The sequence below is a fragment of the Flavobacterium sp. IMCC34852 genome (genome assembly GCF_030643905.1).
In the GTDB taxonomy this organism is placed as follows: Bacteria; Bacteroidota; Bacteroidia; order Flavobacteriales; family Flavobacteriaceae; genus Flavobacterium; species Flavobacterium rivulicola.
Genome location: NZ_CP121446.1, coordinates 1,028,525 through 1,042,854, shown reverse-complemented (window position 1 = coordinate 1,042,854; position 14,330 = coordinate 1,028,525). Strand labels below are relative to the sequence as shown.

Here is a 14,330-nt window from a genome sequence, read left to right as displayed (position 1 = left end):
GCGGTTTACAGTAAATTAGCCTCATGATGCAAAAGCTTATTTACCTTCTTTTTTTAATGACCTGCTGTCAAGGTTTTGGTCAAAATCCCCGATTGAAAACTACTGAAATTAATGCGCAAACTTTAGAGGATAAAATCTATGCGGGTTTTGACGGTTTGGGTAATAACTATTTTATCAAAAACAACGTTTTCAGCAAACAAAACGAGAACCAAACTTGGGAATACAAAAACGTGGCTTTGGGCAAAATCAGCTCGGTAGATTTTATCAATCCGCTAAAGATACTTTTGTTCTACGAAGATTTCAATACCGTCATTTTACTCGACAACCAATTGAATGAAATTCAAAAAATCAATCTTTTTGAAATTGACAACACCATTTTTGCGTCTAAAATAGGCCTGGCCTCACAAAATCAGTTTTGGATATACAACGCCTTAACCCAGCAAATCATGCTGTTTGACTACTTGAAAAATACTTCCAAAACAGTAGGAAATCCAATCGCAGAAAATATCAAATACACCCAAACTGATTTTAATCACTTCTACTGGATTGACGAAATTAACAATTGGTATGCCATCGACCTCTTTGGCAAGGTGACTTTATTGGCTAACATTCCGCCATTTGAAAAAATACAAATTGTGGACCAGGAAAAATTATTGTTTTCAAGAGACAACACTTTGTATTGTTTGAACAATCAATCCAAAACGATTTTCGAAATCGAAATTGTTGAGAAATCGTTCCGAAATTTTTATTACAAAGACCAAATTTTAGCTATTTTTACCAACCAACAAATTAAGAATTTTAAAATAAAACTACCATAATGCACATAGCAGTAGCAGGAAATATAGGCGCAGGAAAAACAACACTAACCCGATTTTTAGCCAAACATTTTAAATGGGAACCGCATTTTGAAGATGTGGTTGATAATCCGTATTTGGATGATTTCTATCACCAAATGGAACGTTGGTCATTCAACTTGCAAATTTATTTCTTGAATTCGAGATTTCGTCAAGTGTTGCAAATTCGCGAAAGCGGCAAAAACATCATTCAGGATCGTACAATTTATGAAGATGCGCACATCTTTGCGCCCAATTTACATGCGATGGGTTTAATGACTAACCGCGATTTTCAAAATTATTCCGATTTATTCGAATTGATGGAAGGCTTAGTTGGTTCACCGGATTTGTTGATTTATTTGAGAAGTTCGATTCCTAATTTGGTTTCTCAAATCCACAAACGCGGTCGCGATTATGAAAACACTATTTCCATTGACTACTTAAGCCGATTAAACGAACGCTATGAAGCTTGGATTTCGACTTACGACAAAGGAAAATTGTTGATTATTGATGTCGACAACATAGATTTTGTAAACAATCCAGAAGATTTAGGAGTGATCATCAACCGAATTAATGCCGAGATAAACGGATTGTTTTAAGAGATTATTTCGAAGATTCAATTTCAACCATCAAACGTTTTAAGCGAATCATTATAAAATCACAGATGTTTTTAAAAGCAATGTAAGCGTCATTTTCTGCAGCTTTGCTTGGCGCTGAAATTTTTTCATTAGGATGTTTTCTTTGGAATTTGATTATTTCATTCCCAACAAAGAAGTCTTTGGTCCCAATCCATTCCCGACATTCTAAGTTTTTCTTCTTCTGATTTATACTGTCCAATCTTTTAATAGCTTGGTTGTGAAAATCAAATTGTAAATCCTGATACGCCCAAAAAAGCTCTTTGGTGCAATTTACTCTATCTTTTCTGACGCTTAGACATTCATTGTATTCGACCATTAAACTATCCAGTGTTGCTTGGGTTTGACCGCAAATCACTTCAAACCAAAACATGCTAACCCATACAAAAAACGATTTCTTAAACATACTGGAATTTATTTCAAAGTATCAAATAATGATTTTACTTTTATGGATTTAACCGGCTTTGACAACTTGATTTGCAACTTCTGCCCAGGTAAAATGTCAAAAAAATTATCGCTGAAAATCACTTCTTCGGCTGCTGACAAATACACATTTTTGGTCAAAACATCCGTCGTAATTTCATAAGTTAACTCATCGATTTTAGTAAGTTGAATGTTAGGTTGATTGAGTTGTAAATCTTTGGGTTTGACAAAGTAATATAGCGCATTTGCTTTTTTGCCATTTTGCATTATGCAAGATACCGACAAGACTAACTCCTTTAAATTATTATCGCTGTAATTCTCTTTTGGAAGCGCTACAAACAAATCTCTCGTATCGGCCGTAATATCAAATTCTACTTCATCTTTTTCCACTAGCTTTCCGTAAAAATCCAATAATTCAATTTCAAACCTTACTTTGTCGGAGTGAGAAGCTTCACTAACCAAATAAATTTCATAATTGACTTCATTTTCCTTAATAGAAATCATTACATCCTCAAAACTCCGCTTCGCCTGGTATTGAAAAGCTTTCCATTTTCCATAATAATCCACCGAACTCCAGGAAGTCACAGGCCAACAATCATTAAGTTGCCAAAATAATGTTCCCATACATTTTGGGTCGGTTCGATGTGCTTCGATAGCGATTTTCATGCCTTCAGCTTGAAGCAATTGGGACACATAAATATAGTCTTCAAAATTAGTTGGCACTTGGTAATCGCGCGCCATATATTCGTTGATGGTTTTGTAACCCGTTGGGTGTTTTTGGTGATTTTTTACCGCTTCCGAATCGAAATGCAGTTCATCGCTTTTGGCGAAAGCCTGAAACGTTTTGATATCAGGCATGCCTTGAAAACCATATTCGCTCATGAATCGCCCGACCTTTTTTTGGTACATTTCAAACGGTTCCATTCCCCACCAAACACCCCAATAATGGGCATCACCACTGAGCAAACTCTCTTTTCTACCCCAACCGATAGATGGAGATGACGGCCAATAACGGTTTTCATTTTTGGGCAACAAATTGTCAAGGGTTATTGGAATTAAGTCGTGAAAGAGCTTTTGATAGTCTTTCCAAATCTTAGTCGAATCTTGCTCCGAATAGTTGTATTGTTTTTGCCAACCCCAATTGTGCCAGCCTTCATCGTTCTCATTATTGCCGCACCAAAGCGCTATACTCGGATGGTTTTGCAAACGCGTTACATTATCGATGACTTCCTGTTTTACATTCTCCAAAAAGGCTTCATCGCCGGGATACATCGCGCAGGCAAACATAAAATCCTGCCAAACTAAAATGCCGTTTTTATCACACTCGTCATAAAAACTATCTTCGGCATACACACCGCCGCCCCAAACTCGGAGCATGTTCATATTAGCATCAACCGCATTTTTGACAATCGACTTATAAACTGAATCGGTTGCGCGTGGTAAAAAACTGTCAGGCGGAATGACGTTAGCACCTTTCATAAACACCGATTTGCCGTTGACTTTAAAATAAAAACTCTTTCCAATCGCATCTTTTTCCTGAACCAATTCAATCGTTCGCAAACCGATGTTTAGTTTTTTGTTATCAATGACTTGATTGTTTTGAGTTAAACTAATTTCAAACGGATACAACTTCGCTTCACCCAAGCCATTGGGCCACCACAATTTCGGATTCGCAATTTCGTAGGTTAATGATAAATTATTTTTTCCTTTTTTGAGTTGAAAGAACTCCGATTTATGATTGATTTTTAATTCATATCGAGAATTATTGGCACTGTTTATTTCGAGAATAAACTCTACTTTCGCTACCTCTTTATTCGTCAAATCCTGCTTGGTCTTGAGATTATTTATCGTGGCATTGTTCCAAAAATGAAGTTTTATGTTTTTATAAATCCCTGAAGTAACAAATCGCGGTCCCCAATCCCAACCGAAATGGTATTGTGCTTTTCGGGTGTATATTTTTTCGTCGCCCGGTAAAGTGTAAGTTAGTTTTTTGGCTTCTTCTTTTCCTTTTTTTACGGCAGAAGCGAAAGTAATTTCGAGTTTGTTTGGCCCAACTTTCAGCAGCTTTTTCACATCAACTTTCCATGTTCGGAACATGTTGTTGGCGGAGAGGATTTTGGTTCCGTTTAGAGTCACTTCGGCAAAAGTGTCTAAGCCGTCAAATTGTAAAATGGCATTTTGATGATTCAGCTCTTCATTTGAAATGTTGAAAGCCGTTTGGTATTGCCAGTCTTCGTTTTCTATCCATTGTAACTGTTTTTCATTGGCACCGAAAAAAGGATCGGGAATTAATTGGTTCGCCAACAAATCAGTGTGCACGGTTCCGGGAACTTTGGCAGGAAACCAATTGGTTTGGGTTACTTTTCTGAAAGTCCATGATTCTAAACTTAAATTACGTTCTTTATTTTGTGCCCAAAGTACCATTGGCCACAAAAAAACAATCAGGAATTTGAACAGTAAAGTTCTCATTGGAGTTTAGATTTTAAGGCTTGAACTTCCGTGGCCGAAGCCGTTTCACTTCCATCAGTTATAGCCGAAGAATGATAGAAAATCGCTTTGGCATTTTGTTGAATAACTTCAATATTTGCCGACCTCAAACCGCCGCCAGGCATGATAGTAATACGGTCATTGGCTTTGGAAACCAATTCGGTTAAACGGTTCATGCCTTCCGTTACATTTTGGGCTTGACCCGACGTTAAAATCGTTTTGAAACCGCAGTCGATAAGTTGTTCCAAAGCCAGAAAAGAATCTTCAACCTCATCGAAAGCTCGGTGAAATGTGCATGGAAAGGGTTTGGCCAAATTCACTAAAGTTTTATTTTGTTCAAAATTGATACTATTGTCTTCTTTTAAAATCCCAAAAACAAAACCGTTAACATTTAATTCCTTTAGGGCTAAAATATCGGATTGCATTTGCTCAAACTCTTCTTCTGAATAAACAAAATTGCCACCACGCGGTCGAATCATGACATACAAATCGATGTTTAACTTTTCTAGTGCTTGTTTTACGATTTCAAAATTTGGTGTTGTGCCACCCACTTCAATTTCGGCACAAAGTTCTACTCTATCGGCACCGTTTTCTTGGGCGATTAGAGCTGATTCTAAATTGAAACAAGCGATTTCGAGTAGGGGATTTTGAACCATATAAGGCATATAAGTTTATTTCAAAAAGTAATCAGCATCTACCAATTTATTTCCGGAGTTATCGTTAACCGCATAATTAAATCCGCCTTGAATACAATACGCACCATAATTGCCTTGTTTGTCTAAAGCGATAAAACCAACTTGGATGTCTTTAAGGTTTTTGTTGCGATTTTGGGTCAGTTTTACAATGCGCGACACGGCTTCTTCACAAGCAGCTTGTGGTGATTTTCCTTGTCGCATCAATTCTACAACCAAATGACAACCGGCAATTCTAATAACTTCTTCTCCATGACCGGTGGCTGTAGCCGCTCCGATTTCGTTATCGACATACAAACCTGCACCGATAATGGGCGAATCACCTACCCGACCGTGCATTTTGAACGCCATTCCGCTCGTAGTACAGGCACCGGACAAATTTCCGTGAACATCCAAGGCTATCATGCCAATCGTATCGTGGTTTTCGATATTAGCAATGGGTTTGTACTGACTGGTTTTGAGCCATTCTTTCCATTCTTTTTCGGAAGCTTCTACTAGGAGATTTTCTTTTTTGAATCCTTGAGACAAGGCAAACTGTAAAGCGCCGTCACCGACCAACATTACATGTGGGGTTTTTTCCATCACCGCTCGAGCAACAGAAATCGGGTGCTTGATGTGCTCCAAAGCCGCTACCGAACCGATATTGGAAAACTCGTCCATGATACAAGCATCGAGCGTTACTCGTCCGTCTCGGTCAGGCCGCCCTCCGTAACCAACGCTTCTTTCGGTTGGGTCGCCTTCCGGAATTTTCACTCCGGCTTCAACGGCATCTAGGGCACGACCATTATTCTTTAAAATATCCCAGGCAGCGCCATTGGCTTGTACGCCGAAATTCCAAGTGGAAAGCACAATTGGCTTATTGATTTTACCTTTTGGTTTGGCCGAATTGGCTGCTTTGGAAGCAAACGATTGCAAAGCTAAAGCCACTGAACCTGCAGCGGCGGTTTTGAGAAAATTTCTGCGATTTGACATGACTATTCTACTATTATTTCATCTGCAAATAGCCATGCTTTGTTTCCGGCGCCGGGTTGACCGTCAGGAATAGTGCCGAAGTTTTCGACCGTGACTTTTACAAATTGGATGTTTCTTTTATTGCAGTCTAAGTTGATTTGACCTTTGCTTTTTTGAATTTCTTCAGCAGAAAAAGTGCCGACGGTTTCAAATTGAATCATATCTTCTGAAACCTCGAAAGTTACTTTTTTCGGAAAATAAATCCATGATGAAGGACTGCTCAATAATCCGATTCCTAGGCGACTGATTTTTTGTTTAGAAGCCAAATCGATGGTTGCGATTAAATCAGTTCCCGAGAAGCCTAACCAATTTTGCCCAAATTTAGCTTTGTCGCCTTGAATTCCATCCACCAAAGTAAATCCACCGCCTTTGGCATAATTGCCATTAGGTTGATTTTGCAGTGAAACCAATTGGCTTGTGGCTTTGTGAATGAGGAACGATTGTTCGGCGACATTGCTTTTGGCACGGTCATCTTCGAAATAAGCGGATTTAATCGTTTGTGATTTGGTGATTTCCAGCGGTTGGTTGTAAACCTTGGATTGCGCTGTGGGTTGCGTTCCATCGGTAGTATAATGAATGCCGTTGGGATGCTGATTGGTTTTTAATAAATACAAAACACCATTACCTCCGGGTTTGGGCATCACCTCAGATGTAATTTCAAAAATCGCTTTGCTGTAATTGATGCCTTTTTGTTGTAAAACGGGAAACTGTTGGATCATTCGTTTTTCGAAATCGGCATATTTCTCGGGATTGGAAGTTCCCCAAAGCACTTCGGAAAGCGCCATCATTCTTGGAAAAATCATGTATTCCACTTGTTCTGGTGTGTCGATATATTCAGTCCAAACATTGGCTTGGGCGCCTAAAATGTATTTTGCTTCTTCATTGGACAATTCTTTTGGAATGGGATTGAAGGCATACACTTTTTCCACGGGAGTATAACCACCAATGGCCAACGGTTCATTTTTTGGATTGCCCTGATAATGGTCGAAATAGCAATGCGAACCGGGAGTCATTACGACGAAATGTTTTTGTTTTGCGGCTGCGATTCCGCCTTCGGTGCCACGCCAACTCATTACGGCTGCATTGGGCGCCAAACCTCCTTCGAGGATTTCGTCCCAACCAATGATTTTTCGGCCATTGGCATTGACAAATTTTTCTATTCTTTGGATGAAATAACTTTGGAGTTCATGTTCGTCTTTCAATCCTTTTTCTTTGATTAAAGCTTGGCAATGCTGACAGTTTTTCCAGCGCGTCTTTGGACATTCATCACCGCCAATGTGAATATATTGTGACGGAAATAGTGCCATCACTTCGGCTAAAATATTTTGCAAGAAGGAAAATGTTTCCTCTTTGGGACAAAAGACATCGTCTAAAACGCCCCATTGTTTTTCGACTTCAAATGGTCCGCCGGTACAAGAATATTGCGGATAAGCAGCCAAAGCAGCTACGGCATGGCCGGGCATTTCGATTTCGGGTACGACGGTAATGTGACGTTGTTTTGCGTAAGCTACCACTTCTTTGATTTGGTCTTGGGTGTAAAATCCGCCGTAACGTTTGTCATCGTATTTTTGTTCGTTATAATGGCCAATCATGGAACCGTTTCGCCAAGCTCCGACTTCTGTTAGTTTAGGATATTGTTTGATTTCGATACGCCAACCTTGGTCATCGGTTAAGTGCCAATGAAAGGTATTGAACTTGTACATCGCCAGGTAATCGATATACTTTTTGACAAACTCTATAGAGAAGAAATGTCGGGCGCAATCGAGGTGCATGCCGCGCCAGGCGTATTTGGGTTGGTCAAAAATATTTAGACAAGGCAAAACAAACGTTTCATTTTTATCTATTGGAACCAACTGAAGTAAGGTTTGGATTCCGGTAAAAAAACCTCGATTGAAAGGAGCTGTTATAATTACTTCTGTGGGTGAAATGTTAATATTATATCTTTCCTTGCTCCAATAAGGATCAATCGGGTACATTTCTTTCAAAATGATTTTAGAATCTACATTTGATTTTGCAACAATGGCTAATAGTAAACCAGTTTGCTGTTTTATGGCTTGTTGCAAATATTGTGCTTCATACGTATTGGCATCGGCCAGAATTACTGTTTCTTTATTTAAAACAAAATGTCCTTTTCGAATTTCAATCGATTCGGGTTGTGGAATTAGAGGCAATGAATTTTGTGCAAAAGCAATATTGAAAAGCAGCAATAAAAAGTAAGCGAATTTGGAAGTCATAGGGTTGTGTTTGTATTGGCTAATTTACACAAAAAAGACAAAAAAAATGCCCCGCAATTGCGAGGCATCTTTATTATATTAAAAATCTTGCGATTATTTCAAAGCGTCCACTTTAGCTTTTACTTCGGCTTCTGTACCTTCAAAAGTTTGGGTAGTAGCAGTTCCGCCTACTGTAGTAGTTACCGTTGCTTTTGCTTTTCCGTTTGTGTTGGTAATTTCAACTCTTACGTCTTTAGTTGCAGTAGCTACTTCCGGTTTGGCACAACAGTCTTTTTTATCAGCGATGAATTTCCCATCAGCACCGTAGTGTGACAAACAAGCTTCTTTTTGCTCAGGCGTACAACCTAAAGAATCGCACATTTTAGCACATTCTTCTTTAGTCATGTCTTTGCATTTGCTCATATCGCATTTGCCCATGTCTTTACACTCTTTTTTCATCTCCATAGTGCATTCCATTTTTTTGGTTACTGCACCGGCTTCGTGACCACCTAATATTGGAGCGATTACCAATCCGATCAAACAAGTTAATTTGATTAAGATGTTCATTGACGGCCCTGAAGTATCTTTGAATGGATCACCCACAGTATCTCCGGTTACCGCCGCTTTGTGCGCATCAGAACCTTTATAGGTCATTTCTCCGTTGATTTCAACACCCGCTTCGAAAGATTTTTTAGCGTTGTCCCAAGCACCACCGGCGTTGTTTTGGAACACAGCCCAAAGTACACCAGAAACAGTAACTCCGGCCATATATCCACCCAACATCTCAGCGATTAATTGGTTGTTATCTCCATAAACTAATTTACCTAATAATACGATTGCAATTGGGAAACCGATAGTTAAAACACCCGGCAACATCATTTCTCTTAAAGCAGCTTTAGTAGAAATTTCCACACATTTACCATATTCAGGTTTGTTTTTACCTTCCATGATACCCGGAATTTCTTTGAACTGGCGACGTACTTCGTATACCATGTCCATAGCCGCTTTACCCACAGAGTTCATTGCTAAAGCAGAGAACACCACCGGAATCATACCTCCAACGAATAACATTGCTAATACAGGCGCTTTGAAGATATTGATCCCATCAATTCCTGTGAAAGTTACATACGCAGCGAATAAAGCCAATGAAGTTAAGGCCGCAGAAGCGATGGCGAAACCTTTTCCAGTTGCAGCAGTAGTGTTACCTACAGAATCCAAGATATCTGTTCTGGTACGAACTTCTTTTGGTAATTCACTCATTTCAGCGATACCACCGGCATTGTCAGAGATTGGTCCGAAAGCGTCGATGGCTAATTGCATTGCAGTAGTTGCCATCATTGCAGATGCTGCTAAAGCCACCCCGTAGAAACCGGCGAAAGCATAAGAAGCCCAGATAGCACCGGCAAATAACAATACGGTTGGGAAAGTAGAAATCATACCTGTTGCTAAACCGGCGATTACGTTAGTTCCTGCACCGGTTGAAGATTTTTGTACAATGGCCAAAACCGGTTTTGTCCCTAATCCTGTGTAGTATTCTGTTACAGACGAAATAACTCCACCAACTACTAAACCAACGATAGTAGCATAGAACACTCTCATTGATGATATTTGTTGTGCTCCTTCACCATAAAATTCCATGGTCATTGTAGCCGGTAATAAATATTGTACTAAGAAGAAACATGATACGGCAGTTAAAATAATAGAAACCCAGTTTCCAACGTTTAACGCACCTTGTACTTGTTTTTCTTTAGCATCATCACTTGATATTTTTACTAACATCGTTCCGATGATAGAGAATAAGATTCCGAAACCTGCGATTGCCATTGGCAATAAAATTGGTCCGATACCACCGAAAGCGTCTTCGATTTTTCCGCCCATATCTTTGATTACATAGTTACCAAGTACCATCGCAGCTAATACAGTCGCTACATAAGAGCCAAATAAATCGGCACCCATTCCGGCAACGTCACCTACGTTATCTCCAACGTTATCTGCAATAGTAGCAGGATTTCTTGGATCATCTTCCGGGATTCCTGCTTCTACTTTACCTACTAAGTCGGCACCTACGTCAGCCGCTTTGGTATAAATACCACCACCAACACGAGCAAACAAAGCGATGGATTCTGCTCCAAGAGAGAAACCGGCTAATGTTTCCAAAACGATGGTCATGTCTTCTGTGGAAGTCCATACACCGTTCATAAAGTAACGGAAGAAGATGATAAAGAAACCTGTTAAACCAAGAACCGCCAATCCGGCAACGCCTAATCCCATTACAGTTCCACCACCAAAAGACACTTTCAAAGCTTGTGGTAAGCTTGAACGAGCGGCTTGGGTTGTTCTTACGTTAGTTTTGGTAGCGATTTTCATTCCCATATTCCCGGCTAATGCAGAAAATACTGCTCCAAAAATAAAGGCAACTACAATTAATATGTGTGTTGTTGGAACTACAAAAGAAATTCCGGCCAATACAGCACTGGCAATTACAACGAATACTGCTAATAATCTGTATTCTGCTTTTAGGAAAGCCAAAGCTCCTTCATAAATATAATCTGATATCTCTTTCATTTTGCCATCACCTGCATCTTGTTTTAAAACCCAAGATCTTTTGATAGCCATAAAAGCTAATCCAATTAATGCCATTACTATCGGCACATAAATCATCATTGATTCCATAAATATAATTTTTGTTATAAATTTTATCGGTCGCAAAAGTAACAAAACTTTAACAAATAAAAACAATATAATTAGTGAATATTAGTTCAATTGGTATACATGTATTTAAAGTAAATTATTGCTGACTAAACCAAAAACAGTTTTGACTCTTAAATAAGATGATTTATTTCGAATAAAGCTACATTATGAACTTCCTATTTCGTTTGACCAAATAATGATGCCATAGAAAATAAGTCGCCATAGTACGGTAAGGCTTCCAGTTTTCGGATAACGCCATCATGACTTCTTTTTCTTCGCAACCGTATAATTCCTTGATGGTATTCACAACAGCTATATCTCCCAGTGGAATGATATCGGGCGATTGTAAAGAAAACATCAGATAGACATCGATTGTCCAATGACCAATACCTTTGATTTGAATCAATTCTTTTCTGACTTCATCGGGATGTTTTTGAGAAAGCGTTTCTAAAACCAAAATCCTATTTAATATAGCGTCCGCCAAAGCTTTCAAATAAATAGTTTTTTGGCGACTGACTCCGCAGTTTCTGAGTGTTTCTTCAGAAGCTTGAAAAATAGTTTCAGGAGTAACATCGCCTAAAATATTTTCAATTTTGACATAACAAGCACGAGCCGACTCAATAGAAACCTGTTGCTCTAAAATGAGTTTACACATCGTTTGAAAACCTTCCGGTCTTGAAGGCACAAAGGGATTGCCGTATTGCTGATGCAGCTTTCTTAAAACGGCATCTTTTTCAACCAAATAAGCAATGGCTTCCTGCATCTTAGAAGTAGAATCCGAACGAACCTTTGATGGTAAAATTATTAGTATCCGGTAAATTTCGGTAGTTGCCTCTCCAAGCAAAGTCTAAACGGAAAACTTTGAATATATTCCCGATACCGGCGCTGTATTCCCAATAGGGTTTTTCCGGTGCTTTGTATATCAATCCCGAAGCGTTTATGGCTCTGTTCTCATCGGAAACTGTTCCGTAAACACCTCTGATTCCCACAATCTCACGCAAGTTTAGCTTTCTTATACCGGGAATTCGGGCAAAAATCTTTCCGTTGAAGTTGTGTTCCCATTGGAAAGTCGCATACTCATCGGCTACAAATTCGTAAAAATTCAAATTACTGAAAGTGTTTTGGATGATAAAGTACGTTTGGTTTCCGGGAACGACACTCATCAATCCTAACGGAATTTGTCCAAAGGTTTTTCCTAATTCCATGGTAAAATTAGAACGGCCTAATGCGCCTATGATAATGGGTTGTTTGTAGTATAACTGGATTTTTTGGTAATCAAAATCGCTATCAATTAATCCTTTGAATCCCTGACTGTAATTGATAAAGAAACGGCTATACGGACTGTCGATTTCTCTTCTTTCTACACCATAACCAATTGTTTTTCGTTTGGGAGTATATTCGACTTGGACATTGATTTCGGATTGCTTTACTTCACTTGCGGTAGTAGTAAAAGTATCATCGGTATAATAATTCAAGCTAAAAGTATTCGAAGCCGATTCCAACGTTCGATACGAAAATCCCAATTGGAAGGTTAGGTTTTTAACCGGTTCAATTTCGGCTGCCAAAGTACTGAGGTTGATGTTGGTCAGTTTCCCATTAGCACCCGTGGTAAACAATCCGGAAGAAGCGTAACTTCTGCCTAAAACATCATTGGTCGTGGTTAAACTGGCTCCGATTTGCTCCACATCGCGCCTATTACCGCCGGAGATGATAATTCTATTTTTCTTGTCGATCATCCATTTTCCGGACATACCGTATTTGAATTTGTTATCCTCAAATCCGTAAGCAGTATACCCTTGTAAACGCCAGGTATCATTGGGCCCGAAATACGTTCTGCCGCCGGCACGCAAACGCCAACCTTCGACTTCATTGAAACCTACGGTGGAGAAAATAGGTCCGTAATCTAATTTCAATTTCGGGATTTCGATGTAACCGCTTCCTAAAATGGACACCAAGCTATATAGGCGTTTGAATTTCTTAACCGTTTTAAGCGTATCAATCATTTCATAGATTTTCCGCTCATCCTTGTTGAGTTTTTCAAAGCGATTCTCTTCCCAGTATTCATCGGTTTTGGCGTACACTTCATTGTCAATAAAATTGACTTCCTCTTTATAGAATTTCTCCGGTTTCTTTTCGTCAAACTTGAAATTGCGGTACAAAGTGGTTCTTTTGCCGTAAACGCCTTTGGATTCTTCTTTTTTGCGCAAAGCGAAATCAGACATCATATAATCTCGGGTTGGCAAGAAAACAGAATCGTTTAACACTTCAAATTCCTGTTCGATATAAATGTCTTTTACCCAGTTGATGTTGGCACTTTTAGTCACCGCCATATTGATAGTTTTGATGGCAAAAGTGGAGTCATTTACCCAAAAATCGCCTTTGAAAGTCAGCTCGTTTTTACGTCTCGGATAAAACACGATATTGTAACACCATTTATTGTCGATGAACGCGGTATCGGTTAAAACATAATTATAAACATCTATTCCGGTACGCGATAACGGACTCACAAAACTCTTGTCGAAAAAGTTCAAATAATTGTCATAAATATCAAAATCGTTATACAAATCTTTGATAAACATATTCACGCCATCGCCGTTTCCTAAGCCTGAATTTTTATTGGCTTTGAGGATTTCTTTGGTTTTTTTGGCTTCATTATCACCATAAAAATCAGAGAGTGATTCGTTGATGAAAATAGGCAAATAAGTTTTTCCGGTAACGCTTGAAGTATCGATGTTTTTGAAGACAAACTCCATGCCTTTGAAAATTTTGCTTTTCATAAAAGCGCTGTCAATGGTGTTCATGTCAAACTCTACTTTTTCATACTTTTCGTATTGGTATTGCTTGAACATTTTTAGCCCGTTCTTTCTTCTGCGTTCCCAAATTTTTCTCAAAATATCTAGCGCCGGATTGTTTTTTTTGGAGGTTTTACCGGCGTACACTTTAACTTCTTTGAGCGCATTTCCTTCTTTCAATACAATTTTAAAATCATAATTTACCGGTTTGGGCAACTTTACCTCGGTATCCGGAAATCCGACAAAAGAAACAATCAAAGCAGTATGTGTATCGGGTGATTCAATATAAAATCGGCCGTCTTCGTTTGAAACAACACCACCGGTTTTGACTCCTTTAAAAACAATATTAGCATACGGAATCGGTTCATTTGAACTATCAACCACTATACCGCTAACTTTAGTTTGGGCAGAAAGACTGAAAACAAATAGGAAAACAATTAAGGAAAATATCTTTTTCATAGGCAAAAAAAAAACTCCATCTTATTTAGTAGGATGAAGTTTCAAATATAAGTATTTAGAGTATTAGATTTTTCGACTTCTCAGGTATTTAAAA

At 38.8% G+C, this 14,330-nt stretch carries 10 protein-coding genes; 2 read left to right on the top strand and 8 right to left on the bottom strand.

Annotation, left to right across the window (positions count from 1 at the left end; genetic code table 11):
* The first annotated feature begins 92 nt into the window (after nt 1-92).
* Nucleotides 93-818 (top strand): hypothetical protein, encoded by a 726-nt coding sequence (locus P7V56_RS04600; protein ID WP_240976540.1) that lies wholly within the window; start codon nt 93-95, stop codon nt 816-818.
* Complete coding sequence (locus P7V56_RS04595; protein ID WP_171220864.1) at nt 818-1,432, top strand: deoxynucleoside kinase; 615 nt, start codon at nt 818-820, stop codon at nt 1,430-1,432. The genes P7V56_RS04600 and P7V56_RS04595 overlap by 1 nt, the downstream gene beginning before the upstream one ends.
* 4 nt (nt 1,433-1,436) lie before the next feature.
* Here the strand turns inward: P7V56_RS04595 and P7V56_RS04590 are convergent, their stop codons facing one another.
* The 8 genes from P7V56_RS04590 to P7V56_RS04555 all read right to left on the bottom strand — a co-directional run bounded on the left by P7V56_RS04590 (nt 1,437) and on the right by P7V56_RS04555 (nt 14,236).
* Entirely contained in the window at nt 1,437-1,874 is a 438-nt protein-coding gene (locus P7V56_RS04590) for a hypothetical protein (RefSeq protein WP_171220865.1), read from the bottom strand.
* An 8-nt stretch (nt 1,875-1,882) separates the two neighbouring features.
* Entirely contained in the window at nt 1,883-4,360 is a 2,478-nt protein-coding gene (locus tag P7V56_RS04585) for a beta-mannosidase (RefSeq protein ID WP_240976542.1), read from the bottom strand.
* Nucleotides 4,357-5,034 carry a copper homeostasis protein CutC gene (locus P7V56_RS04580; protein ID WP_171220866.1) on the bottom strand — a complete coding sequence of 226 codons (678 nt, stop codon included), beginning with the start codon at nt 5,032-5,034 and terminating at the stop codon, nt 4,357-4,359. Before P7V56_RS04580 ends, P7V56_RS04585 begins: the two co-directional genes overlap by 4 nt.
* A 15-nt stretch (nt 5,035-5,049) precedes the next feature.
* Nucleotides 5,050-6,042: an isoaspartyl peptidase/L-asparaginase family protein gene (locus tag P7V56_RS04575; RefSeq protein ID WP_171220867.1), complete on the bottom strand. Its 993-nt coding sequence runs from the start codon at nt 6,040-6,042 to the stop codon at nt 5,050-5,052.
* Nucleotides 6,043-6,044: 2 nt separating this feature from the next.
* Nucleotides 6,045-8,315: a beta-N-acetylhexosaminidase gene (locus tag P7V56_RS04570; RefSeq protein ID WP_171220868.1), complete on the bottom strand. Its 2,271-nt coding sequence runs from the start codon at nt 8,313-8,315 to the stop codon at nt 6,045-6,047.
* A 93-nt stretch (nt 8,316-8,408) separates the two neighbouring features.
* Entirely contained in the window at nt 8,409-10,967 is a 2,559-nt protein-coding gene (locus tag P7V56_RS04565; protein ID WP_171220869.1) for a sodium-translocating pyrophosphatase, read from the bottom strand.
* Between the two features lie 178 nt (nt 10,968-11,145).
* The gene (locus tag P7V56_RS04560) at nt 11,146-11,748 is read right to left on the bottom strand and encodes a DNA-3-methyladenine glycosylase family protein (RefSeq protein ID WP_171220870.1); all 603 of its coding nucleotides are present in this window, start codon (nt 11,746-11,748) and stop codon (nt 11,146-11,148) included.
* Between the two features lies 1 nt (nt 11,749).
* Nucleotides 11,750-14,236 carry a DUF5686 and carboxypeptidase-like regulatory domain-containing protein gene (locus tag P7V56_RS04555; RefSeq protein ID WP_171220871.1) on the bottom strand — a complete coding sequence of 829 codons (2,487 nt, stop codon included), beginning with the start codon at nt 14,234-14,236 and terminating at the stop codon, nt 11,750-11,752.
* Between the last annotated feature and the right edge of the window lie 94 nt (nt 14,237-14,330).

What these genes read in the sequence shown, in the direction of transcription:
- P7V56_RS04595 (WP_171220864.1), top strand. Translation starts at nt 818, where the DNA reads ATGCACATAGCAGTAGCAGGAAATATAGGCGCAGGAAAAACAACACTA.
- P7V56_RS04590 (WP_171220865.1), bottom strand. Translation starts at nt 1,874, where the DNA reads ATGTTTAAGAAATCGTTTTTTGTATGGGTTAGCATGTTTTGGTTTGAA.
- P7V56_RS04585 (WP_240976542.1), bottom strand. Translation starts at nt 4,360, where the DNA reads ATGAGAACTTTACTGTTCAAATTCCTGATTGTTTTTTTGTGGCCAATG.
- P7V56_RS04580 (WP_171220866.1), bottom strand. Translation starts at nt 5,034, where the DNA reads ATGGTTCAAAATCCCCTACTCGAAATCGCTTGTTTCAATTTAGAATCA.
- P7V56_RS04575 (WP_171220867.1), bottom strand. Translation starts at nt 6,042, where the DNA reads ATGTCAAATCGCAGAAATTTTCTCAAAACCGCCGCTGCAGGTTCAGTG.
- P7V56_RS04570 (WP_171220868.1), bottom strand. Translation starts at nt 8,315, where the DNA reads ATGACTTCCAAATTCGCTTACTTTTTATTGCTGCTTTTCAATATTGCT.
- P7V56_RS04565 (WP_171220869.1), bottom strand. Translation starts at nt 10,967, where the DNA reads ATGGAATCAATGATGATTTATGTGCCGATAGTAATGGCATTAATTGGA.
- P7V56_RS04560 (WP_171220870.1), bottom strand. Translation starts at nt 11,748, where the DNA reads ATGCAGGAAGCCATTGCTTATTTGGTTGAAAAAGATGCCGTTTTAAGA.
- P7V56_RS04555 (WP_171220871.1), bottom strand. Translation starts at nt 14,236, where the DNA reads ATGAAAAAGATATTTTCCTTAATTGTTTTCCTATTTGTTTTCAGTCTT.